The sequence below is a fragment of the Comamonas kerstersii genome (assembly GCF_002056725.1).
GTDB classification, from domain to species: Bacteria; Pseudomonadota; Gammaproteobacteria; order Burkholderiales; family Burkholderiaceae_C; genus Comamonas; species Comamonas kerstersii.
The window spans coordinates 2735575-2760283 of the sequence record NZ_CP020121.1 but is presented as its reverse complement, the minus strand read 5'-3'; the positions used below and the strand labels follow the sequence as shown (position 1 = coordinate 2760283).

General features: G+C 58.7%; 18 protein-coding genes. 8 read left to right on the top strand and 10 right to left on the bottom strand.

Annotated elements, in window-relative coordinates:
- Positions 1 to 40: 40 nt before the first annotated feature.
- From B5M06_RS13005 to B5M06_RS12990, 4 genes are all read left to right on the top strand, one after another.
- Positions 41 to 886: a sulfite exporter TauE/SafE family protein gene (locus B5M06_RS13005; protein ID WP_054066324.1), complete on the top strand. Its 846-nt coding sequence runs from the start codon at positions 41 to 43 to the stop codon at positions 884 to 886.
- A 150-nt stretch (positions 887 to 1036) separates the two neighbouring features.
- Positions 1037 to 1567 carry a CheR family methyltransferase gene (locus B5M06_RS13000; RefSeq protein ID WP_054066323.1) on the top strand — a complete coding sequence of 177 codons (531 nt, stop codon included), beginning with the start codon at positions 1037 to 1039 and terminating at the stop codon, positions 1565 to 1567.
- Between the two features lie 5 nt (positions 1568 to 1572).
- Positions 1573 to 2031 (top strand): chemotaxis protein CheW, encoded by a 459-nt coding sequence (locus B5M06_RS12995; protein ID WP_077345049.1) that lies wholly within the window; start codon positions 1573 to 1575, stop codon positions 2029 to 2031.
- 81 nt (positions 2032 to 2112) lie between these two features.
- Positions 2113 to 3249 (top strand): iron-containing alcohol dehydrogenase, encoded by a 1137-nt coding sequence (locus B5M06_RS12990; RefSeq protein ID WP_054066321.1) that lies wholly within the window; start codon positions 2113 to 2115, stop codon positions 3247 to 3249.
- Positions 3250 to 3256: 7 nt separating this feature from the next.
- Here B5M06_RS12990 and B5M06_RS12985 read toward each other — a convergent pair whose 3' ends face one another.
- The 8 genes from B5M06_RS12985 to B5M06_RS12950 all read right to left on the bottom strand — a co-directional run bounded on the left by B5M06_RS12985 (position 3257) and on the right by B5M06_RS12950 (position 13681).
- Positions 3257 to 3709 carry an Lrp/AsnC family transcriptional regulator gene (locus B5M06_RS12985; RefSeq protein ID WP_054066320.1) on the bottom strand — a complete coding sequence of 151 codons (453 nt, stop codon included), beginning with the start codon at positions 3707 to 3709 and terminating at the stop codon, positions 3257 to 3259.
- 348 nt (positions 3710 to 4057) lie between these two features.
- Positions 4058 to 5515 (bottom strand): efflux transporter outer membrane subunit, encoded by a 1458-nt coding sequence (locus B5M06_RS12980; RefSeq protein ID WP_054066319.1) that lies wholly within the window; start codon positions 5513 to 5515, stop codon positions 4058 to 4060.
- Positions 5512 to 8673 carry an efflux RND transporter permease subunit gene (locus B5M06_RS12975; protein WP_058880585.1) on the bottom strand — a complete coding sequence of 1054 codons (3162 nt, stop codon included), beginning with the start codon at positions 8671 to 8673 and terminating at the stop codon, positions 5512 to 5514. Before B5M06_RS12975 ends, B5M06_RS12980 begins: the two co-directional genes overlap by 4 nt.
- A gap of 24 nt (positions 8674 to 8697) precedes the next feature.
- Entirely contained in the window at positions 8698 to 9987 is a 1290-nt protein-coding gene (locus tag B5M06_RS12970) for an efflux RND transporter periplasmic adaptor subunit (protein ID WP_114070914.1), read from the bottom strand.
- Positions 9988 to 10216: 229 nt separating this feature from the next.
- Positions 10217 to 11131 carry an SDR family oxidoreductase gene (locus B5M06_RS12965; RefSeq protein WP_054066315.1) on the bottom strand — a complete coding sequence of 305 codons (915 nt, stop codon included), beginning with the start codon at positions 11129 to 11131 and terminating at the stop codon, positions 10217 to 10219.
- A gap of 83 nt (positions 11132 to 11214) precedes the next feature.
- A complete protein-coding gene (locus B5M06_RS12960; RefSeq protein ID WP_054066314.1) occupies positions 11215 to 12231 on the bottom strand; it encodes an NADP-dependent oxidoreductase in 1017 nt (338 codons plus the stop codon).
- 96 nt (positions 12232 to 12327) lie between these two features.
- Positions 12328 to 12768: a PaaI family thioesterase gene (locus tag B5M06_RS12955; protein ID WP_054066313.1), complete on the bottom strand. Its 441-nt coding sequence runs from the start codon at positions 12766 to 12768 to the stop codon at positions 12328 to 12330.
- Positions 12769 to 12895: 127 nt separating this feature from the next.
- Positions 12896 to 13681, bottom strand: coding sequence for an SDR family oxidoreductase (locus B5M06_RS12950; protein ID WP_054066312.1), 786 nt, complete (start codon positions 13679 to 13681; stop codon positions 12896 to 12898).
- Positions 13682 to 13869: 188 nt separating this feature from the next.
- Between B5M06_RS12950 and B5M06_RS12945 the strand changes: the two genes are divergently transcribed.
- A complete protein-coding gene (locus B5M06_RS12945) occupies positions 13870 to 14190 on the top strand; it encodes a hypothetical protein (protein WP_054066311.1) in 321 nt (106 codons plus the stop codon).
- 246 nt (positions 14191 to 14436) lie between these two features.
- On the opposite strand, the gene purL is transcribed toward B5M06_RS12945, so the two are convergent.
- Positions 14437 to 18447 (bottom strand): phosphoribosylformylglycinamidine synthase, encoded by a 4011-nt coding sequence (purL, locus tag B5M06_RS12940; RefSeq protein WP_054066310.1) that lies wholly within the window; start codon positions 18445 to 18447, stop codon positions 14437 to 14439.
- 239 nt (positions 18448 to 18686) lie between these two features.
- Between purL and map the strand changes: the two genes are divergently transcribed.
- Complete coding sequence (gene map / locus B5M06_RS12935; RefSeq protein ID WP_054066309.1) at positions 18687 to 19502, top strand: type I methionyl aminopeptidase; 816 nt, start codon at positions 18687 to 18689, stop codon at positions 19500 to 19502.
- Positions 19503 to 19828: 326 nt separating this feature from the next.
- Here the strand turns inward: map and ompA are convergent, their stop codons facing one another.
- Entirely contained in the window at positions 19829 to 20464 is a 636-nt protein-coding gene (ompA, locus tag B5M06_RS12930) for an outer membrane protein OmpA (RefSeq protein WP_054066308.1), read from the bottom strand.
- Between the two features lie 240 nt (positions 20465 to 20704).
- On the opposite strand from ompA, the gene gyrA reads away from it, so the two are divergent.
- Both gyrA and serC read left to right on the top strand, forming a co-directional pair.
- The gene (gene gyrA, locus B5M06_RS12925) at positions 20705 to 23386 is read left to right on the top strand and encodes a DNA gyrase subunit A (protein ID WP_054066307.1); all 2682 of its coding nucleotides are present in this window, start codon (positions 20705 to 20707) and stop codon (positions 23384 to 23386) included.
- 118 nt (positions 23387 to 23504) lie between these two features.
- The gene (gene serC / locus B5M06_RS12920) at positions 23505 to 24611 is read left to right on the top strand and encodes a 3-phosphoserine/phosphohydroxythreonine transaminase (RefSeq protein ID WP_054066306.1); all 1107 of its coding nucleotides are present in this window, start codon (positions 23505 to 23507) and stop codon (positions 24609 to 24611) included.
- Positions 24612 to 24709 lie beyond the last annotated feature (98 nt).

Sequence of the window (24709 nt, the reverse complement as noted above, 5' to 3'; positions counted from 1 at the left end):
TTTGTAGGATGACGCTTCCGCACACCACCACCCTCACACCATGGATGCATTACTGACTCACGGAACGGCATGGATCGTCAGCCTGAGCCTTGCGCTACTGCTTACCGGCTTGGTAGCAGGCACGCTGGCAGGCCTGCTTGGTATTGGCGGTGGGATTGTGATTGTTCCCATGCTGTATTTCCTGTTTCACCTGCTGCAGGTAGACCCAGCCGTGCTGATGCATGTGGTGATTGGCACATCCCTGGCTACCATCATCCCTACCTCCGTGATGAGCAGCCGGGCACACAACAAGCGCGGCAATCTCGATAAAGCACTGGCCATGCAGCTGCTGCCTGGTGTCTTGCTGGGTGTCTTGCTCGGTGCGCTGACCAGCCGCTATCTGGCAGGTACATGGCTGACTGTCATTTTTGCCAGCATGGCCTTGTTGATCGCCATCAAGATGGGCATCAACTTTCAGGCCGCACCGCTTGGCCAGCATATGCCTGCACGCATAGGCAGCACTGCATTTGGCACCTTGATTGGTGGTGTTTCCACCCTGATTGGCGTCGGTGGCGGCACTTTGAGCGTACCTATTCTGTCCAGCTTCGGTGTTCCCATGCGCACTGCCGTGGGCACCAGCGCCTTGATTGGCTGCTTTATCAGTATTCCGGGCACGCTGGCTTTCATCATCAATGGCTGGCACCAGAGCCAGCTGCCGCCCTGGAGTCTGGGCTATGTCAATGTGCTGTGCTTTGCACTCATTGTGCCAACCAGCATGCTCAGCACCTCCTGGGGTGCTGCCCTTGCAAGCCGCATCAACAACCAGCACCTGCAAAAGGTATTTGCCTTGTTCTTGCTGATCACGGCTGCGCATATGTTCTACGGATTGCTGCAACAGCACACCTGAGCGCTACCACCTCAAGCCCCTGCTGCTCAAGCACCAGCAGCACCACATTACGCCGACCGCCTCAGTCTGCATGCACTGCTTGGCCGTGGAATTCACTTTGCTTTGCAAAGTGAGAAACAATGCGCGCTTCGTGCTCTCATTTTTGGAATCATGTCACTGCACATTTCCCACGCCGAGTTTCTTGACTATCAGGCCTTTGTCTATGAACACACAGGCATCAGCATGCACGAAGGCAAGAAAGCCCTGATTTGCGGACGCCTGAGCAAACGCCTGCAGTATCACCAGATCAATTCCTATGCGGAATACTTTGCGCTTATTCAAAGCCCCCAAGGCGCATCAGAGCGACAGGTCTGCATCGATCTGCTCACCACCAATGAGACCTATTTTTTCCGTGAGCCCAAGCACTTTGAATGGCTGGCTCAGTACGTGCAGCAATTGCCACCAGGCGAACAGCCCCTGCGCGTATGGAGTGCAGCCAGCTCCAGCGGGGAAGAGGCATACAGCATTGCCATGACACTGGCTGAGCATTGCAAGCAACCCTGGCGGGTACTGGGCTCTGACATCAGCACCCGCGTGCTGGAGCGCGCCTGGACGGGCCACTATCACCTGGAGCGCGCCAGAAATATTTCCCCTGCCTACCTCAAGAAATACTGCCTGCGCGGCACCGGCAGCCGTATCTGACCTTCATGCTCGGCAACGATGCCTATGCCATTGGCATTCTGTCGATCAAGGAAATCATCGAGTACACCACGATGACCGAGGTGCCTCTGATGCCTGCCTGTGTGCGCGGCGTGATCAATCTGCGCGGCGCTGTCGTACCCGTCATGGACTTGCAGGTACGCTTTGGCCAGACACCCAGCCCGGTCACCAAGCGCACCTGTATCGTCATTGTGGAAGTACTGGGCCCCGAAGGGCAGCAGGTCATGGGCGTAGTGGTCGATGCCGTCAATGAAGTGCTGGATATTGATGCCAGCGACATTGAGCCGCCACCAGCCTTTGGAACCCGCATTCGTACGGACTTCATCTCCGGCATGGGTAAGGTACGCGGCAAATTTGTGATCTTGCTCAATGTGAATCGCGTGCTGGACCTGGACGATCTGCAGGCCATGTCCGAAGCGCTGTCCGTAGCCAGCGACATGGCGTAATCGCTGCGCCCTGAGAGCCCTAGGGTTCTCAAGGTAGCCATCCAGATAGCAGTCCTCCAAGATGGGGCCAGGAGGACTGCTATGACCTGGATGAATTACGTCACTCAGATTCAATTTGACTTTGGCGCTGTGCGCCTGCTTCCCCAGGAATGCCAGCGGCTTGGCATTCACCGGCCACTGATCGTGACAGACGCTGGCGTCAAGGCGGCAGGCGTGCTGCAAAAGGCGCTGGACACACTCACGGACCTGCCTGTTACCGTGTTTGATGCCACCCCATCCAACCCCACAGAAACTGCCGTGCGCACGGCTGCCCAGCTGTACCAGCAGCATCAGTGTGATGGACTGATTGCCGTGGGCGGCGGCAGTGCCATCGACTGCGCCAAGGGCGTTGCGATTGCCGTGACCCACCCAGGCCCACTCAAGCACTACGCAACCATTGAAGGTGGCTCTCCACGCATCACCGAAGCGGTAGCCCCCATCATCGCCGTCCCGACCACCAGCGGCACAGGCAGCGAAGTGGCGCGCGGCGCCATCATCATCGTGGATGACCAGCGCAAGCTCGGGTTTCACTCCTGGCATCTGGTGCCCAAGGTCGCCATCTGCGATCCTGAACTCACCTATGGCCTGCCCCCGCTGCTGACCGCAGCAACGGGCATGGACGCCATCGCGCACTGCATGGAAACCTTTATGTCCGCCGCCTTCAACCCTCCAGCTGACGGCATTGCCCTGGATGGCCTGACACGTGGCTGGGCACATATTGAACGCGCCACACGCAATGGCAAAGACGCTGAAGCCCGCAGACAACTCATGAGTGCCAGCATGCAAGGTGCGCTGGCTTTTCAGAAAGGGCTGGGCTGTGTACACAGTCTGAGCCATAGTCTGGGTGGGCACGCCCCACACTTGCACCACGGCACGCTGAATGCCATTTTTCTGCCTGCTGTCGTGCGTTTTAATGCCGATGCCGAACCCGTGCAGCGTGAGCAGCGTCTCGAAAAAATGGCCCACGCCATGGGACTGCGCAGCGCCAGTGACATACCAGATGCCATTCGCGACATGAATGCACGACTGGGCCTGCCCCAAGGCCTGTCAACGCTGGGCGTACAGCCCGAAAGTTTCCAGGCGGTGATTGATGGCGCACTCAAAGACCACTGCCATGGCACCAATCCACGACTGGCAACGGCCGAAGACTACGAATCCATGCTGCTGCAGTCCATGTGAACACACCCTAACCCAAAGGCATTTCCGCACGCTTGAGGGTGCGCAGCACAAACATGGACTGGCTGTGCTGAATGCCTTTGATCTTGTAGAGCTTCTCACGCAGCAGGCGTTCGTAGTCGCGCGTGTCCTTGACCATGACGCGCAGCAGATAGTCGTAGGTGCCAGAGACCAGGTGTGCCTCCACCACCTCGGGAATGGTCGCCAGCTGCTCGCCAAACTTTTCCAGCGTGTTGTCGCTGTGGCTGTTGAGCGTGACCATGAGCAGCACCGTGTCGTTCAAGCCCAGCGCCTGGGGATTGAGGCGCACGGTATAGCCTTCGATCACGCCTTCGTCTTCCATGCGCTTGATGCGTGTCCAGCACGGCGATGGGCTCAACCCCACTTCCTGGCCAATCTCCTGCAAGCTGGCACGTGCATTACGCTGCAAAGCAGCGAGAATTTTTCGATCTGTTTTATCCATGCAGCAAATTTTGCTGCATATCCATATTTCAAAAAATATTTTTCTAAAAAACTTCAAGTTTCATAGCGCAGCAGCAGCATTTTTTGCGGCGCAACATGCACACTTACAGCCATGGAAGCAGCGCCTACCGGAGTTGTTGAAAGCCATTTCATCGCCACGGCCGATTACCGTCAGCCCGCAGCCATGTGACCCCAGCCATCGCAAGCTTTATGCAAAAAGGCCGATCTGCCATACCCCCTGCAGATCGGCCTTTTTGTTTGCAACCGGCTACAACGTGCTTGATGCTTCGTTGCCAAGTCTTGGCTCAAACGCCCATCTCCGATGGGCTGTCCGCTGTACACGGTTGTGTTATGAATTGCTGTTGGAAACGACAGCAACCGTCTCCTGCCCGCCCAGCGTCTTCCAGAGCGTGACACGGTTGATCTGCTCTGCCAGTCGCAGCGCAATCAAGTTTTGCTGGGCCGCATACAGGCTGCGCTGGGCGTCAAGCACGGTCAGGTAGTCATCCACACCTGCCTGAAAGCGTGCTTCCGACAGCTCAAACGCTTTTTGTGTGGCTTGCACCATGCCGTACTGGGCCCCCAGGCGGGCGCCCCACTGTGCGCGGTCAGCCAGTGCATCGGCCACTTCCTTGAAAGCGGTTTGCACGGCTTTTTCGTACTGCGCCAGCGCAATGCGCTCATTGGCCTTGGCAACTTCTACCCCTGCGCGCAGGCGACCACCATCAAAGATAGGCAGCTTGATCTGCGGCATAAAGCTCCAGGTGCCAGTGCCACTGCCAAAGAGTTGATCCAGTTCACGGCTGCCAGAGCCCACACTGCCTGTCAGAGAGATGCTGGGGAACAGCGCTGCCCGCGCCGCGCCGATATTGGCATTCATGGCACGCAGGTTGTGCTCTGCAGCTTGTACATCCGGGCGCTGCAGCAGCACGCTGGATGGCAGATTTTCCGGCACAGGCAGCAGGCCCAGATTGCTGGACGTATCCACCATCAGCGTCTGAGCTTCAGGCAGCAGCTCGGCAGGCACACTGCCGCCGACCAGCAACTCCAGCGCATTGCGGCTGCGCTGCACCTGAGAGGTATAGGCCGCCACATCGCCGCGTGCAGTCTCGACAGTCGACAAATTTTGCGCCAGCACCAGCCCGGAAGTGGCGCCCAGCTCATACATCCGCCTGGTCAGTTCATAGGCTTTTTCGCGGCTCTCCAGTGTGCTTTTGGCCAGCGCCAGACGTGCCAGATCAGCCGCCAGATTCAGCCAGGCATTGCTCACCTCGGCAATCAGCCCAATCTGTACATTGCGCTGGTTGGCCTCAGACTGCAAAAAGGCCTGCAGACCTGCTTCACTCAGGTTGCGAATACGGCCCCAGAAATCAATCTCATAGCTGGCAAAGCCCAGCTGTGCGGTGAACTGCTCGCTCACCGTGGATTGACCGTTGCTCAAGTCCGCACTGTTGCGGCTGCGCGTACCTTGCGCCTGTGCGGTAACGCTGGGCAGCAGATCCGCACGCGTAATGCCGTACTGGGCACGCGCCTTCTCCATATTGGCCACGGCCACGCGCAGGTCGCGGTTATGACTCAATGCCAGCGCCACCACCTGTCGCAGCTGTGGGTTAGCCACCCAGTTCAGCGCCTTGGCGGTGTCAAGCGCACTTTCGCTGGCCTCTATGCTGCGAGCAGCACCGGCAGCGATGCTGTCTGGCACAGCCAGTGCAGGCTGCTCATACTTGGGTGCAAGGTTACAGGCAGACAGCCATACAGCTGCCAAGGCAGCGGCCACCACGGGCCGCAGTGTCATTGTCTTCATCATGCGGCTTTTTCCTGTGTGTTGGCGGGAGTGTCATCGTTGCGCGAACGGCTCTTGAACCAGCTGCGAATCAGCAGGAAGAACACGGGCACCATGAACAGGCCCAGCACGGTAGAAGCCACCGTACCACCCAGCACTGCGGTGCCGATGGAATTGCGGCCACCCGCTCCAGCACCCGTACCCAGTGCCAGCGGAATCACACCGAAGCCAAAAGCCAGCGAAGTCATCAGGATAGGACGCAGACGCATGCGCACGGCTTCCACCGTCGCATCAAACAGGTTTTTGCCTTGCTCCTGCAGCTGCACGGCAAACTCCACGATCAGGATGGCGTTCTTGGACGCCAGGCCCACCGTGGTCAGCAAGCCCACCTGGAAGTACACATCGTTGGTCAAGCCACGCGTGTAGGTCGCCAGCAGCGCCCCGACGACACCCAGCGGCACGGCCAGCATGACGGACAGCGGCACGGTCCAGCTTTCGTACAGTGCGGCAAGGCACAGGAATACAAACAGAATCGAGATGGCATACAGCAGCGGAGCCTGTGCACCCGACTGACGCTCCTGCAGCGAAGCACCCGTCCACTCATAGCCAATGCCAGGAGGCATGTCCTTAAGAATGTCTTCCACGATCTGCATGGCCACACCTGAGCTCACCCCCGGCGCTGCATTGCCCACGATTTCAAAGGCTGGAGAGCCGTTGTAGCGCAGCAGCTGCGGAGAGCCATAGGCCCAGTACGTGGTCGAGAAAGCGCTGAAAGGCACCATCTCGCCGTTCTTGTTGCGCACCGTCCATTTCGCAATATCTTGCGGCAGCATGCGGTGTGGCGCATCACCCTGAATGTAGACCCGCTTGACGCGGCCGTTGTTCAGGAAGTCGTTCACATAGGTACCACCCATGGCGCTGGAGAGCACGCTGTTGATGTCGCTGTATGACAGGTTCAGCGCTGCGGCCTTACGGTCATCAATATCCAGGCGCAGCTCTGTGGCGTCGTCCAGATTGGTGGTGCGCACACTGGCCAGCTCCGGATGCTTGCGCGCTTCGGCGAGGAACTGGTCTTTGGCTGCCAGCAAAGCATCATGACCCAGGCCATTCAAGTCCTTGAGCATGAAGTTAAAACCAGCGTTGGAGCCCAGACCGCGCACGGCAGGCGGCAGCATCACAAAAATGCGTGCGTCACGAATCTGGGCAGACAGCTCCTGTGTGGCACGGTGTGCAAAAGCACCTGCGCCCTGCGACTCCAGGGGACGCTGATCCCAGGGCTTCAGGCGTACAAAGCCGCGTGCCGAGCTCTGGTCACCGCTCAGACCAGAAACCTGGTTAAAGCTCACCACATCAGGCTGCGCAGCAAAGTATTCACGCACCTGATCCAGCACTTCCTGCAAACGGGCATCGGCTGCGCCAGCAGGCAGATTCACGTTCACATACACAAAGCCTTGGTCTTCATCGGGCAGGAAGGACGTGGGCAATCGACTCATCAACAGCCACACGGCCGCCAGAATCACCAGAAAAATCAGCATCATGCGCTTGGCTCGGCGCAGCGACCAGGCCACAGCGTTCTGGTAGCGCACGGCGGTCGCATCAAAGTGGTGGTTGAACCAGCGGAAGAACCTGTCATTGATGCCCAGCAGACCACGGCGCACCATCTTCTCACCACCATGATTGGAAGGTGCTTTGAGAATGGTGGCGCACAGTGCAGGCGTGAGCGTCAGCGCTACAAACACTGAGAAAGCCATGGCAGCCACGATGGTGATGGAGAACTGACGGTAAATCACACCGGTGGAGCCGCCGAAAAAGGCCATGGGCACGAATACGGCAGACAGTGTCACACCGATACCAATCAGCGCTGAGGTGATCTCCCGCATGGACTGGCGTGTTGCTTCCTTGGGTGACAAGCCGGTTTCGTGCATCACCCGCTCAACGTTTTCCACCACCACAATGGCGTCATCCACCAGCAGGCCAATGGCCAGCACCATGGCAAACATGGTCAGCGTGTTGATGGAATAGCCCGCAGCAGCCAGCACGCCGAAGGTGCCCAGCAGCACCACAGGCACGGCAATCGCAGGAATCAGCGTGGCACGGAAGTTCTGCAGGAAGATGAACATCACGATCACCACCAGCACCATGGCTTCCACCAGCGCCTTGACCACCTCCTGAATCGATGCACGCACAAAGGGCGTGGAGTCCGAACTCACAAAGTAATCAATCTCATTGGGAAAGAACGGCTTGAGCTCGGCCAGTTTGGCAGATACCGCATCGGCCACATCCATGGCGTTAGCACCGTCAGCCAGCACAATACCCAGGCCTGCACCTGCCATGCCATTGAGCTTGGCTTTGACGGTCAGGTTGTCCGGGCCCAGCTCCACACGCGCCACGTCCTTGATGGTCACCACCGAGCCATCGGGTGAAGCCTTGAGCACCACATCTTCAAACTGCTCCACCGTCTGCAGCTTGGTACGTGCGGTAATGGTGGCATTGAGCTGTTGCCCCTCGACAGCAGGCAGTGCACCCAGCTGGCCGGCAGAAACCTGTGCATTCTGGGCATTGAGCGCCGAGATCAGGTCCGCAGGCATCAGCCCGTACTTTTGCATCAGTGCCGGATCCATCCAGATACGCATGGCGTAACTGGTGCCAAACACATTCACATCACCCACGCCATCAATGCGGCCAATGATGTCCACGATATTGGAGTTCAGATAGTCACCAATATCCACCTGCGTCATCGCAGGGTCAGTGGAATAGAAGCTGTAGGTGACCAGAAAGTCCTGGCCGCCCTTGTTGACGAATACACCACGGCTCTTGACCGCATCTGGCAGCCGGTTCATGGCCGCCTGCAGCTTGTTCTGCACCTGCACCTGGGCCACGTCAATGTCCGTGCCTGGCGCAAAGGTCAGTGTGGTGCGCGAGCGGCCAGAAGCATCCGACGTAGAGCTCATATAGAGCATGTTGTCGATGCCCTTGAGTTGCTGCTCAATGATCTGGGTGACGGAGTTCTCCACCGTCTCAGCCGAGGCCCCCGTGTACTGCGCCGTGATGGTCACGCGTGGCGGGGCAATATCCGGGTATTGCTCCAGCGGCAAGGTAAAGATGGAAAGCGTCCCCGCCAGCATGATGACGATGGCGATCACCCAGGCAAAAATGGGGCGATTGATAAAAAACTGTGCCATAAACTGCAGCCCTTTGTGTCGTGCTTACTTGGGCTGCGCTGCGGCACGCAGGGCAGCAGCCGCGGCTTGCGGATCTACCGGCTTGGCACCGGACTTGGCATTCGGATCCACTTCTACCACCTTGACCGTATCACCAGGTTTGATGCGCTGGAACCCGTCCACAATCACACGCTCACCCGCCTGCAAGCCCTTGTCCAGCAGCCAGTTCGTACCAATGGCGCGCCCCAGCTCCACGGCGCGGCGCTCAACATTGCCATCCGCATTGACAACCATGACATGGGCACGGCCCGTCAAATCGCGCGTCACCGAACGCTGCGGCACCAGAATGGCTTCAGGAGCCAGTCCCGTAGGCAGCTGGGCCTGCACAAACATGCCGGGCAGGAGCACCCCATCAGGGTTGGGCACCACAGCACGCAAGGTCACGGTGCCCATGGTGGCATTGACAATCTGCCCCGAAAAGGCAAGCTTGCCCTCATGGTCATAAGTACTGCCGTCTTCGAGCTGGATACGGACGGGTATCTGATCCCCATCGACCTTCTGGTAGCGCCCTGACGCCCAGTCATTGCGCAACTGCAGCAAATCGGCCGTGGACTGGGTGAAGTCCACATACATGGGGTCCATCTGCACGATTTCCGTCAACGGTGTGGTCTGGTTGGCAGTCACCAGCGCACCGGGGGTCACGTTGGAGATGCTGATGCGCCCGGAAATGGGTGCTTCAATGCGGCTGTAGCGCAGATTGATACGTGCATTGTCCAGCGCGGCTTTGGCCACGGCCACATCTGCTCGAGCCTGTTTGGCTGCTGCTTCGCTCTGCTCAAACGCCTGCTCACTGATGGCCTTGATCTTGACCAGCTCTGCATTGCGGCGTGCCGTGGCTTCTGCCGTCTGCAAATTGGCTTGCGCCTTGGCCAGCGCTGCTTCCGCGCTGGTTTCGGCAGCCTTCAGGCTGGCAGCATCGAGCTGGTACAGGGGCTGCCCCTGCTTGACCATGGCACCTTCGGTGAACAGACGCTTTTGCACAATCCCGCTGACCTGGGGCCGCACTTCCGCACTCAGAAAGGCTGCGGTACGACCAGGCAAGGTGGTATCGAGCTGCTGGCTTTGCTTTTGCAGTATGACCACGCCTACTTCTGGTGCAGCAGCCTGTATCTGCCCTGCTGCTGGGGCATCAGATTCTTGGGCACAGCCCGTGAGCATAGCTACGGCCAGCATGACTGCGGCCATACCTCCGGTTTTTAAACGCTGCTGATGCGGAACAACAAAGCTGCTGGGCAAGCGGTTTCTGGCAGGAGGGCTGGCATGTGCTGAGGTCATGAGAACTTGTTATTGGATGGCAAAACTGACACATTCTCACGCCGTAATGTTGCGTTTCTGTAAAGCCATTCAAGCAAGCCGTAATTCTTGCCATGCTTTCGCAGAAAACGCTCGTCAAAGAAAGCTGCAACGCGAGAAAAAAACTGCCTAAAGGATGGGCTGTGCACCAGAAAAGTTCCCACTGGTAAGCAATTTACATACCCAGCCCTGCCGGGCAGTTCTGTCAGTCTCAAACCGCCTGACGCAGCATCTGGCGCATCTGCTCACCCAGCTCCGGGCGGCTGGCAAAGGCATCGGTAGGATTGCGCAGCTCCAGGAGATCTTCCATGCGCATTTGCACGCCGTCCAGGGCATGGGGGTGGCTAAAGATATAGAACTGGTTATCAGCCATGGCGGCAAACACCTTGCTGGCAATGTCCTTGGCTGAGACCTTGCCCGAGCTGACCGCCTTTTGCATCATGCTGCGCGCCAGCTGCTGACTGGGCGTCAGCGTGGCTGCATCGGGTGCATCAGGCCGGTTGCGCTCGCTGTTGGCTATGCCCGTAGGCACGAAATAAGGACACAGCACACTGCAGTGCACTTGGTCAGTGACCAGCCGCAAATCCTGATACAGGGTTTCGGTCAAGCTCACCACCGCATGCTTGCTGACGTTATAGACCCCCATATTGGGCGGCGACACCAGCCCCGCCATGCTGGCGGTGTTCACCATATGCCCCTGCCAATCCGGGTCCTTGCGCGCAGCCTCCAGCATCATGGGCATAAACAGGCGGACCCCGTGAATCACGCCCCACAGGTTCACTCCCAGCACCCATTCCCAGTCACGCACAGACTGCTCCCACAGCAAACCGCCTGCGCCCCCCACACCCGCATTGTTAAAGACGAAATGCGGTGCACCCAACGTGCTTTGCACCTGGCTGGCCAGCGCCTGCATGGCGGCGGCATCGCTCACATCAACCTGACACGCCATGACCTCGGGGGCCCCCAGCGCGCGCGCCTCGGCCTCCGCACTGGCCAAGGCTTGCGCCTCTACATCCACCAATACCAGCTGCATGCCTGCGCTAGCCGCAATGCGCATGCACTCCAGACCAAAGCCAGAACCTGCACCGGTCAGCACAGCGGTTTTACCTGACAAGCCATTCAACATCGGTGTCTCACTATCGTTATGTACTGGAATACGACCACAGCAAGACTGCTTCAAGCCTTGCTGCATTGAAAGCGTGAACAGGTCTAGATCAGCTGAACCAGCTGCTTGCCAAAGTTCTTGCCCTTGAGCATGCCCAGAAATGCCTCGGGGGCGTTTTCCAGCCCCTGCGCGATGCTCTCGCGGGGACGCAACTGCCCCTGTGCGACCAGGGTTGCCAGCTCCTGCAGGGCCTGGGGCCAGACCTCCATGTGCTCGCTGACGATAAAGCCTTCGATCTTCACGCGGTTGATGAGGATGAGGGCGGGGTTCTGCAGAGGCAGTGGCGCGCCGTCATAGCCTGCGATCATGCCGCACAGCGCCACCCGCGCAAACGCATTGGCACGCAGCAGCACCGCGTCCAGCAGATAGCCCCCCACATTCTCGAAGTAGCCATCAATCCCATTCGGGCAGGCCTGCTTGAGTGCCTGCGACATGGCTTTGAGGTCGCTGTGGGAACGGTAGTCAATACAGGCATCAAAACCCAGTTCATTGACCGCATAGGCGCATTTTTCCGGGCCACCTGCAATACCCACAACACGGCAGCCGCGTGCCTTGGCCAGTGCACCAAAGGCACTGCCCACCGCGCCTGTCGCTGCACTGACCACCACCGTTTCTCCGGGCTTGGGGTTGATGATCTTGACCAGCCCATACCACGCCGTCACGCCGGGCATGCCAACGGCTCCCAGGTAGTAAGACAGTGGCACGTGCGTGGTATCCACCTTGCGCAGCATGCCAGGGGCGTTGCCATCCACCACGCTGTACAGCTGCCAGCCGCCCATACCGACGACCTTGTCCCCTGGCTGGAACTTGGCATGGCGGCTTTCCACCACCTCACCCACCGTGCCACCGAGCATGACTTCGCCCAGCGGCTGGGGCGCGGCATAGCTCTTGCTGTCATTCATGCGGCCACGCATATAGGGGTCCAGGCTCAGGTAATGGTGGCGCACCAGCACCTGGCCTTCCTGCAAGGCAGGAGTTTCCGTTTCCACCAGCTTGAAGTTGCTGACAGCAGCTTCGCCCTCAGGACGGTTGTCCAGCAGAATCTGTTGATTGCGCGGCATGTATATCTCCTTTATTTATAGCTATAAACGCTTGCTACATAAGCGCTAGAGGCCAATTTCACTCATAAAGCAGAACAGCCTGTGCTGTCCTGCCTGTCAGTCTGTGGCAATCACGGTCTGCGCCACCCCACCCTTTTGGCCGGGCTTGACGGTGCGCGGCATGTACTTGAAGGTGCCCGTGGCATGGGTGCACAGGCGGCCTTCGCTGTCATAGACCTTGCCCTCGCAATAGGCCATGGTCTTGGTGCGATGCAGCACCCATCCCTTGGCGACCAGAGGCCCGCGCGCTGCCTGCATGAAGCTGGTCTTCATCTCGATGGTCACGCAGCCAAAGTCATCACTTTCCAGGCTGCGTGCAGCCACGGCCATGGTCACATCCAGCAGCGTCATGCTGGCGCCGCCGTGTGTCACATCAAAAGTGTTCAGATGCTCAGGCCTGGCGGTGTAGTGCAACTCCGACTCACCGTTTTCCATCTTGTGCAAAGTGAATCCCAGGTGGTCCACAAAGGGGATGGGATGTACGCCAAAACTCAACATATCGTGTCTCCGTATACATGCTTGCTGCAATGGGCTGCAAGCATAGCGGCGAGAACACCAAGCCACGCTGAAAAGCTGTCACTTTGGAGTAATGGCGACAATTCCATACGCGCAGGCCTGACTGCGCTTAGCCCAGAATGGCACTCACGCCACCGTCCACCGCCATCCATTGCCCGGTGATGTGCTTGCCTGCATCGCTGGCCAGCAGCACAGTCAGGCCCTTGAGATCTTCGCTGTCTCCCAGGCGGCGCAGCGGCGCGCGGCCTGCCATCTTGTCTTCGCCCATGGTGTCAATCAGCACCTCAGCCATCTTGGTACGGAAAAAACCGGGGCAGATGGCGTTGACCGTAATGCCATGTGGCCCCCACTCAGCCGCCAGCGCGCGCGTGAAATTCAGCACGGCACCCTTGGAGGTGTTGTAGGCAATGGTTTTCATCTCAGTGGGGTTACCGCCCAACCCTGCAATCGAAGCCAGATTGATGATGCGCCCTCCGCGCTCGAGCATGCCCGCCTTGGCCACCGCCTGACTCAGCAAAAAGTAACCACGGACATTGAGGTCCATCACCTTGTCCCAGGCGGAGACTGGGTGGTCTTGCGCAGGCGCGCCCCAGCTGGCTCCCGCGTTGTTGACCAGGATGTCAATGTGGCCCAGCTTTTCGGTGGCCTCTGCCACCAGACGCTGAATGTCGGCCTCATTGGCGCAGTCCGCCGCAATCCACTGTGCGTCAATGCCCTGCGCCTGCAGCTCCTGGGCAGCAGCTTCCAGGTCATGGGCTTTGCGCGAAGTCAGCACCAGCCGCGCTCCGGCCTCTCCCAGCGCCTGCGCCATCTGCCATCCCAGGCCGCGGGAACCTCCCGTTACCAGGGCCGTTTTGCCTTTCAAGTCAAACAGTTGTTGCACGGTGCGTGTCATGTATGGCGTCTCCTGCTCAATGTGTTGCTATACCAGTCCATTGTGCGGTGCACACGGCACAGCCCCTGTCGCCAGCGCGAAGCCTGAAGCTCAGGAAAGCCCTGATACGCAGCACCGCCATCAGCCTCTTGCATGACATGCAAAATTAACTGTATATTTACACAATACTGTTGATTTATACATACCTCATGTTTGCAACTGAATTGACCGAAGCCTCCGCAGCTTTCACCGTTTCCCTGTGCGACTACCCCGGCCTGCCCGAGCAGGAACGCCAACGCGCTGAAACCCGCTACGCACGCACGCTGGCGCGCCAGCTGGGCGGTGAAGCACAGGTCATAGAAACACTTCGATTGCTGGAGCGCCTGGAAGATGCCCCACCTGAAGAGATCACCGAAGAAGCCAAGGCTGCCTACCAGCGCTGGATGAAAGCCGCACGCGCCGCCGCCGAAATGGGCATGCAAGGACTGGGCGGCGAGGAAGGCTGCTACTTCGAAGTCCGCACGCATTGATCGTAAAAACCGTAGCTATCAGCGCTTGCTGCATAAGCCCTGAAGCCTTAAAAGACCAAAAACTCAAGCACAAAAAAGCCCCAAGGCCAAAACCTTGGGGCTTTTTGATACGTAGTGCAACTGCTGGAGACGCTCTCACAAGCCAGCACATCGGAGATATGCGTTTGAGACGAGAAGCGAAGCAGCAGACAGTACAAGTAGTACGGCAAGGCTTCGCGACGAAGTATCAAGGCTTGTGTGAGTGGATCACCCCAGCCACTTGCGGGCGTTGCGCCACACACGCATCCAGGGGCTGAATTCCGACTTATCGCCCGAAGTCCAGCTCATCTGGATGTTGCGGAACACGCGCTCTGGGTGCGGCATCATGGCGGTGAAGCGGCCATCCGCAGTCGTCACCGCCGTCAGGCCACCTTCGGAACCATTGGGGTTGAACGGATACTGCTCGGTCGCATTGCCGTGGTTGTCCACATAGCGCATGGCGCGCAGCACCTGGTCGGCATTGCCACGGAACTTGAAGTTGGCGTAGCCCTCACCGTGCGCCACAGCGATAGGCAGGCGGGAACCCGCCATGCCCTGCAGGAAGATGGAAGGCGACTCCAGCACTTCCACCATGGACAGACGTGCCTCAAAGCGGTTGCTCTGGTTCTGCGTAAAACGTGGCCAGTCCTGCGCACCGGGGATAATGTCCGCCAGTTCAGCAAACATCTGGCAGCCATTGCACACGCCCAGACCAAAGGTGTCGCCGCGGCCAAAGAAGGCCTGGAATTGCTCGGACAGGCGATCATTGAACGTGATCGAGCGTGCCCAGCCAATACCAGCGCCCAGCGTGTCGCCGTAGCTGAAACCACCGCAGGCCACCACACCAGCAAAGTCCTTGAGCTGTGCACGGCCCGACTGCAAGTCCGTCATGTGCACGTCCACGGCTTCAAAACCGGCTTCGGTAAAGGCATAGGCCATTTCCACGTGCGAGTTCACACCCTGCTCACGCAGCACAGCCACGCGGGGCTTGGCCTGCAGGTTCAGGAATGGCGCAGCCACATCTTCCTTGGGATCAAACGTCAGATGCACGTGCATGCCGGGATCGCTTGGCTCACCGGCAGCAGCATGCTCGCTGTCAGCGCAGACAGGGTTGTCACGTTGCTGGCAGATCTTCCAGCTCACAGCGTCCCAGACCTGGTGCAGGTCAGACAGCGAAGCGCCAAACACCTTTTGCGCATCGCGCCAGACTTGCAGTTCGCCCTTGCCAGCATCGACGGGCGACGATACAGGACGGGTCTTGCCAATAATGTGGCTGCACTGGATCAGACCGTGCTCGCGCAGCACCTGCATGACTTCGCTGCGGTCTTCGGTACGGATTTGCAGCACCACACCCAGCTCTTCGTTGAACAAAGCACGCAGGGTCTGCTCTTCGCGGCGGCCTGCGACCTGCTGACCCCAGTTCTTGCCTTCACCAGAATCCATGCGACTGTCGGAAATGCCATCACCTTCGGTGATCAGCATGTCCACATTCAGCGCCACGCCCACGTGGCCAGCAAAAGCCATCTCAGCCACAGTAGCCAGCAAGCCACCGTCGCCCTTGTCGTGGTAGGCCAGGATCTTGCCTTGGGCGCGCAGCTGGTTCACGGCATCGACCAGGGCGATCAAGTCCTTGGGGTCGTCCAGATCTGGCGTTTCATTGCCCGCCTGGTTGACCACCTGACCGATGATGGAGCCGCCCATACGCATCTTGCCGCGACCCAGATCAATCAGCACCAGCGAGGAGTCGTCCACTTCAGCATTCAGCTGCGGCGTCAGCGTGCCACGCACATCATCAATAGCGGCAAAGCCGGTGATGATCAGGCTCACAGGCGATGTGACCTTTTTCACCTCGCCGTTTTCGGTCCATTGTGTGCGCATGGACAGGGAGTCCTTGCCTACGGGAATGGAGATATTCAGCGCAGGGCACAGCTCCATGCCCACGGCCTTCACCGTGGCGTACAGCTCGGCGTCTTCACCGGGCTCACCACAGGCAGCCATCCAGTTGGCCGACATCTTGACCTTGGACAGCTCAATGGGCGCAGCCAGCATATTGGTGATGGCTTCGGCCACGGCCATGCGGCCCGAGGCAGGCGCGTTGATGGCAGCCAGCGGTGTGCGCTCGCCCATGGCCATGGCTTCGCCCTTGAAGCCCTGGTAATCAGCCAGTGTCACAGCCACGTCAGCCACGGGAACCTGCCAGGGGCCAACCATCTGGTCACGGTGTGTCAAACCACCCACGGCGCGGTCGCCAATGGTGATCAGGAAACGCTTGGACGCCACCGTGGGGTGGGCCAGCACTTCGATCACGGCCTTTTCCAGGGGCAAGCCGGTCAGGTCCATAGCGGGCAGTTCACGCTGAACCGTCGCCACGTCCTTGGTCATCTTTGGTGGCTTGCCCAGCAGCACGTTCATGGGCATGTTCACGGGGAACTTCTGGTCGCCGGATTCAACGGCGGTGTCTTCCAGAATCAGGTCACGTTCTTCGGTGGCCACACCTATCACGGCGAAGGGGCAACGCTCGCGTTCACAGAAAGCGGTGAACTCATCCAGAGATTCAGGAGCAATCGCCAGCACATAGCGCTCTTGCGATTCGTTGGACCAGATTTCCTTGGGTGCCAGGCCCGACTCTTCCAGCTTGACCTTGCGCAGGTCAAAACGTGCGCCACGACCTGCATCGTTGGTCAACTCAGGGAAAGCATTGGACAAGCCGCCTGCACCCACGTCATGGATGGCCAGAATGGGGTTCTTGTCGCCCTGGGCCCAGCAGTGGTTAATGACTTCCTGCGCACGGCGCTCGATTTCGGGGTTGCCGCGCTGCACGGAGTCAAAGTCCAGCTCAGCCGCATTGGTGCCGGTTGCCATAGAGCTGGCCGCACCACCACCCATGCCAATACGCATGCCGGGTCCGCCCAGCTGAATCAGCAGCGTTCCTGCGGGGAATTCGATCTTCTTGGTCAGATCCGCATCGATCACGCCCAGACCACCGGCGATCATGATGGGCTTGTGGTAGCCGCGGGTGATGTCACCCACTTGCTGTTCGTATTCGCGGAAGTAGCCTGTCAGGTTAGGACGGCCAAACTCGTTGTTGAACGCCGCGCCACCCAGGGGGCCTTCAATCATGATTTGCAGCGGGCTGGCAATGTGCTCGGGCTTGCCCACTTCGCTGCCCCACAGCTTGGAGACCGTAAAGCCCGTCAGACCTGCCTTGGGCTTGGATCCGCGGCCGGTTGCGCCTTCGTCGCGGATTTCACCGCCTGCGCCGGTGGATGCACCGGGGAAAGGCGAAATCGCGGTGGGGTGGTTGTGCGTTTCCACCTTCATCAGCACATGGTTGACAGCCTTCTGCTTTTGATAGCTAGGAGCGCTTGCTGCATCTGCCTTGGCATCAAATTTCGCTACAAAGCGCTCAACCTCATGGCCTTCCATGATGGAAGCGTTGTCCGCATAGGCCACGATGGTGTGCTGGGGCGAGACGGCTTCGGTATTGCGGATCATGCCGAACAGCGACTTGTCTTGCGCCACGCCATCGATGATGAAGTTGGCGTTAAAGATCTTGTGGCGGCAGTGCTCGGAGTTGGCCTGCGCGAACATCATCAGCTCTACGTCCGAAGGGTTGCGCCCCAGACCGTTGAAGGCATTGACCAGGTATTCGATCTCGTCGTCTGCCAGCGCCAGGCCCCACTGCTTGTTGGCAGCTTCCAGCGCAGCGCGACCACCGCCCAGCACATCCACAAACTCCATGGGCTGTGCGGCCAGTGTGGTGAACAACTTTTCTGCTTCTGCACGCGTAGCAAACACCGACTCGGTCATGCGGTCATGCAGCAGTGCGGCGATCTGGCCCAGCTGCTCGCTGCTCAGTTCAGGCGTGCCGCCAAGCAGGCCAGACTTGAGGCTGATGCGATATTCCGTGATGCGCTCGACGCGAAACACATCCAGGCCGCAGTTGCGCGCAATGTCTGTGGCCTTGGAAGCCCAGGGCGAGATCGTGCCCATTCGGGGGGTGACGACCAGCGCCACACCTTCGCCACTGCCTTCATACGGATCACCATACGTCAACAAGGCCGCCAGACGCTGAGATTGTTCAGCAGTCACAGCGGCCTCGGTGGCAACAAGATGTACAAAGCGGGCGTCAATGCCCGTGATCTTCGGATGGATAGCGACCAGATCGGTCAGGAGTTGCTGGGCGCGGAACGAGCTCAGGGCGTTTCCACCCTCAAACTGAGTCAAATGCAAGGTCACGAGGCGGCCTGTTTATGTGAAGGCTGGTGAAAAGCATCCACACCCTGCAGGCAAGGCAACAGCGTGTGGATGCTGAATCGAGAGAAGGTCTATTTTACCGGGACGAATACTCCCTATATGGAAAGCAATATGAGCAAGCGACATAGATACATGAGTGAAGCACAGGCTTCAGGACTCTGCTAGGGGCAAAAAGTGCATTGTGTGAGCGATGGAAGCGCTGCAGTGGAATAATTGACGGCATGAGCATCACCATCAAAACCCCCGAAGAAATCGAACGCATGCGTATTGCAGGCCGTTTGGCTTCGGAAGTGCTGGACTACATCACCCCCTTCATCAAGCCCGGCATCACCACTGCAGAAATCGACCGCCTAGGCGCAGAATGCATGGCCAAGCAAGGCACACGCTCTGCGACGATTGGCTACCAGCCCCCCGGCTACCCCCCCTACCCCGGTCATCTGTGCACCTCTCCCAACCATGTGGTGTGCCACGGCATTCCCAACGACAAGCCCCTGAAGAAGGGAGACATCCTGAACGTGGACGTGACTGTCATCACCGAAGATGGCTGGTATGGCGACAACAGCCGCATGTTCATGATTGGTGAAGGCACCATTGCAGGCAAGCGCCTGTCCAAGCTCACCTTTGAAGCCATGTGGCTGGGCATTCAGCAAGTCAAGCCCGGAGCCACCTTGGGCGATATTGGCCACGCCATCCAGACTTACGCAGAAAAGCACAACCTTTCTGTGGTGCGCGAATACTGCGGCCACGGCATTGGACAGAAGTTCCACGAAGAGCCCCAGGTACTGCACTATGGCAAGCCCGGCACTGGCGTTGTCCTCGAAGAAGGCATGGTCTTCACCATTGAACCCATGCTCAATCTGGGCAAACGTGAGGTCAAGGAACTGGGCCAGGACGGCTGGACCATCATCACCAAGGACCGCAGCCTGTCTGCCCAATGGGAACTGATGCTGGCTGTCACCAAGACCGGCTATGACATCCTGACCTGGTCGGACGGCTCACCCACACCTCCCGATTTCATCCAGAGCATTCGTACCTGATACGCAAAGCGACTCAGGGCTGAATGCATCTCTGAGCTGAAATCATCGCCACGGCCCTCATCAGGGCCGTTGCTGCTTGATGGGCGGGAAAAAACGACGAGAAATCTCGGCATCGTTCGCTGCTACCTGCGGCTGACAGATGGCTGTGCGGCTGATGTTTGATTCGGGAGTAGCTCTCCCCACACCCTCTTTTCCATCATTGACCGAAAAGTGAAGCACCCATGAAAAAAGGCAACGTGCCAAACACGTTGCCTTTTTAATGTGCATGCCAGCTGTTACGGCTGGCATGGCTCCATGACTGGAGCGCTTGCAATCTTCAGAGAAGATTACTTGCGTGTACCAACCACCTCGATGTCCACGCGACGGTTCTTCGCACGGCCTTCGGCAGTCTTGTTGGAAGCGATAGGCTGAGCTTCACCCTTGCCTTCGGTGTAGATGCGGCTTGCATCGATGCCCTTGGACACCAGGTAAGCCTTCACAGCTTGAGCGCGACGCTCAGACAGCTTCAGGTTGTAAGCTTCTGTACCGATGGAGTCGGTGTGACCCACAGCCACAACCACTTCCAGGTTGATGTCCTTGATCAGCTGAGCCAGCTCGTCCAGAGTAGCCTTGCCAGCAGGCTTCAGCACGGACTTGTCAAAGTCGAAGAAGGTGTCAGCAGCAAAGCTCACCTTGGAAGCTGTAGGAGCAGGTGCAGGAGCTACAACAACTTCTTCAACCTTTTCTACCACTTCAACCACAGGAACCAGAGCACCGTCGCAGCCAGCAGCTGCAGTAGCGGGTGTCCAGTTGGCATCGCGCCAGCACAGTTCGTTGGTGCCGTTCTTCCACACCAGCTCGCCGGAGCCGTTTTGCCAGTTATCGATGGTCTTGCCACCGTCGGCAGCTGTCACTTGTGCGCCGGCAGCAGTTGCCAGAGCTGCAGTTGCAAACAGGATCGCTACTTTGTTCAGTTTCTTCATGGTTCTCCTCTTGGGGATTAAGCCGCAGTGCATGCACTACGAAATTCATGGACGTCATTAGTGACCATCACCAAGAACGCTGGAAATCATTGTGCCACACGGATTCTTCGAATGCTTGGCTGCGCAAGACTCTGGTGGTAGGACAAATGCGGAATGCAGATCAGATGTTGCCTGTCAGCAACAACGCATTGCATCTAAAATGGCCTCCATCGTCGTCATTGCATAACCCCGCACAACTACATGACCCAGTTCGCTAAAGAAACTTTGCCTATCAGCCTCGAAGAGGAAATGCGCCGCAGTTACCTCGATTACGCGATGAGCGTGATTGTGGGCCGCGCCCTTCCCGATGCGCGTGATGGCTTAAAGCCTGTGCATCGTCGCGTGCTGTATGCAATGCACGAGCTCAACAACGATTGGAATCGCCCCTACAAGAAGTCTGCCCGTATCGTGGGTGACGTAATTGGTAAGTACCACCCACACGGCGACATCGCGGTATACGACACCATCGTGCGCATGGCCCAGGACTTCTCGCTGCGCCACATGCTGGTGGACGGCCAGGGTAACTTCGGATCGGTGGACGGCGACAGCGCAGCGGCCATGCGATACACCGAAATTCGCCTGTCCAAGATTGCCCACGAAATGCTGGCTGACATCGACAAGGAAACCGTCGATTTCGGCCCCAACTATGACGGCTCCGAACAGGAACCCCTGACACTGCCTACACGCCTGCCCAACCTGCTGGTCAATGGCTCTGCTGGCATTGCCGTGGGTATGGCGACCAATATTCCTCCGCACAACTTGAATGAAGTGGTGGACGCCTGCCTGCACCTGCTGCGCAACCCTGAAGCCGGTGTGGATGAACTGATGGACATCATCCCTGCGCCTGACTTCCCAACTGCCGGCATCATCTACGGCATCAACGGTGTCAAGGAAGCCTATCGCACCGGCCGTGGCCGCATCGTGATGCGCGCCAAGGTGCACTTTGAAGATATCGACCGTGGCCAGCGCCAAGCCATCATCGTCGATGAGCTCCCCTACCAGGTCAACAAGAAGACCCTGCAAGAGCGCATGGCTGAGCTGGTGCACGAAAAGCGCATTGAAGGCATCAGCCACATCCAGGACGAGTCCGACAAGTCCGGCATGCGCCTGGTGATCGAGCTCAAGCGCGGCGAAGTGCCAGAAGTGGTGCTGAACAACCTGTACAAGCAGACTCAGCTGCAGGACACCTTTGGTGTGAACATGGTGGCACTGGTCGATGGCCAGCCCAAGCTATGCAACCTCAAGGATCTGATCCAGGTCTTCCTGCAGCACCGCCGCGAAGTGGTGACTCGCCGTACCGTGTTTGAGCTGCGCAAGGCACGCGACCGCGGTCACATTCTGGAAGGTCTGGCCGTTGCACTAGCCAATATTGACGACTTCATCGCCATCATCCGCAACGCCCCCACGCCACCTGTGGCCAAGGCCGAGCTGATGAACCGCACCTGGGACAGCAAGCTGGTGCGCGAGATGCTGACCCGCACCCGCGAAGATGGCTCTGCAGTCAATGCCGACGACTACCGCCCCGAGTCGCTGGAAAAAGAATTCGGTCTGGGTCAGGACGGCCTGTACCGTCTGTCCGAGACACAGGCGCAGGAAATTCTGCAAATGCGCCTGCAGCGCCTGACTGGTCTGGAGCAGGACAAGATCGTCGCCGAATACCGCGACATCATGGCCGCCATCGAAGACCTGCTGGACATCCTGGCCAAGCCTGAGCGCGTGTCCGTCATCATTGGCGACGAGTTAACCCAACTCAAGGCTGAATTTGGTCAGAACAAGATTGGCGCTCGCCGCTCGACCATCGAGTACAGCGCACAGGACCTGTCCACCGAAGACCTGATCACCCCCACCGACATGGTGGTGACGCTCTCGCACACCGGCTACATCAAGAGCCAGCCTTTGTCTGAATACCGCGCCCAAAAGCGTGGTGGCCGCGGCAAGCAGGCCACACAGACCAAGGAAGACGACTGGATTGACCAGCTGTTCATTGCGAACACGCACGACTACCTGCTGTGCTTCTCCAACCGTGGCCGCATGTACTGGCTCAAGGTCTGGGAAGTTCCCTCGGGTTCGCGCAACTCGCGTGGCCGCCCCATCGTCAACATGTTCCCGCTGCAGGAAGGCGAAAAGATCAACGTGGTGCTGCCGCTCACGGGTGATAACCGCAGCTTCCCTGAAGACCACTACGTCTTCATGGCCACCAGCATGGGCACCGTGAAGAAGACCGCTTTGAACGAATTCAGCAACCCTCGCAAGGCCGGCATCATTGCCGTGGGCCTGGACGAAGGCGACTACCTGATTGGCGCAGCGCTGACCGACGGCAAGCACGACGTGATGCTGTTCTCTGACGCAGGCAAGGCCGTGCGCTTTGACGAAAACGATGTGCGCCCCATGGGCCGCAATGCACGTGGCGTGCGCGGCATGAACCTGGAAGATGGCCAGAGTGTGATTGCCATGCTGGTGGCCGACGCTGAAGGCCTGGATGGCGGCGACCACTCTGTGGCCCAGAGCGTGCTGACCGCCACTGAAAACGGCTACGGCAAGCGCACCCACATCAGCGAATACACCCGCCACGGCCGTGGCACCAAAGGCATGATTGCCATCCAACAGTCCGAGCGCAACGGTAAGGTGGTCGCAGCCACCCTGGTTGCACCTGAAGACGAAATCATGCTGATCACCGACAAGGGCGTGCTGGTGCGCACCCGTGTGGCAGAGATCCGCGAGATGGGTCGTGCAACGCAAGGCGTGACACTGATCAGCTTGGACGAAGGCGCCAAGCTCAGCGGCCTGCAACGCATTGCCGAAAACGATGCGAATGGCAATGAGAGCGACGGTGATGGTGAGGCGGCCGACAGCGGCGCAGCACCAGACGCCGCTGCCGAGTAAGAAAAGAACGACACCCCATAGCGCAAGCCGTGGGGTGTTTTTTCATCTAAGATCGATTTTTTTGATAGCTGCTGGCGCACACCCATGCTGCGCCAGTCGTGATTTGACTGTAAGAACGATGAGCCGCCCTTTCAATTTCTCCGCCGGTCCTGCCGCCATTCCTGAAGAAGTTCTGCAACAAGCTGCCAACGAAATGCTCAACTGGGGCAATTCCGGCATGGGCGTAATGGAGATGAGCCACCGCGGCAAGGAGTTCATCAGCATTTACGAAGCTGCAGAAGCCGACCTGCGCGAGCTGCTGGCCGTGCCTGCCAACTTCAAGATTCTGTTCATGCAAGGCGGCGGTCTGGCAGAGAACGCCATTGTTCCGCTGAACCTGTCCAAGGGCGGCACGGCCGACTTTGTGGTCACCGGCAGCTGGAGCCAGAAATCCTTCAAGGAAGCCGCCAAGTACGCCCACAACCACCTGGCCGCCAGCGGCGAAGCCAGCAGCTACACCTCCATTCCTGATGCAGCCAGCTGGCAGCTGTCCAGCGATGCGCAGTACGTGCACATCTGCAGCAACGAAACCATCCATGGCGTGGAATACCAGGAACTGCCCGACCTGAAGGCACTGGGTTGCGATGCACCTCTGGTGATTGATTTCTCTTCCAACGTGGCCTCCCGCCCACTGGACTGGAGCCGCGTAGGCCTGGCCTTTGGTGGCGCGCAAAAGAACATTGGCCCTGCGGGCCTGACCATCGTCATCGTGCGTGAAGACCTGCTGGGCCATGCGCTGGACATCTGTCCCTCGGCCTTTAACTACAAGACCGTGGCAGACAACAACTCCATGTTCAACACCCCACCCACCTGGGGCATCTACATGGCTGGCCTGACCTTCCAGTGGCTCAAGCGCCAGCGTGAAGGCGAGTTGACCGGCGTGGCCGCCATGGAAGCGCGCAACAAGGCCAAGGCCGATTTTTTCTACGACTATCTGGACCACTCACAGCTATACGTGAACAAGGTGGACAAGGCCTGCCGCTCGCGCATGAACATCCCCTTCTTCCTGCGTGACGAAAGCCGCAACGAAGCCTTCCTGGCCGCTGCCAAGGAGCGCGGCCTGCTGCAGCTCAAGGGCCACAAGTCCGTGGGCGGCATGCGCGCCAGCATCTACAACGCCATGCCGATGGAAGGTGTGCGCGCACTGGTCGACTTCATGCAGGATTTCGAACGCACCAGCGCCTGATTCGTCCACAAGAATTTAAAAATAAGAGCTGCTAGCGCTCTCTAAATAAGGGATTCAGAATGATTTCATATTGAAACCCTTGCTGGACCAGCGCTAGC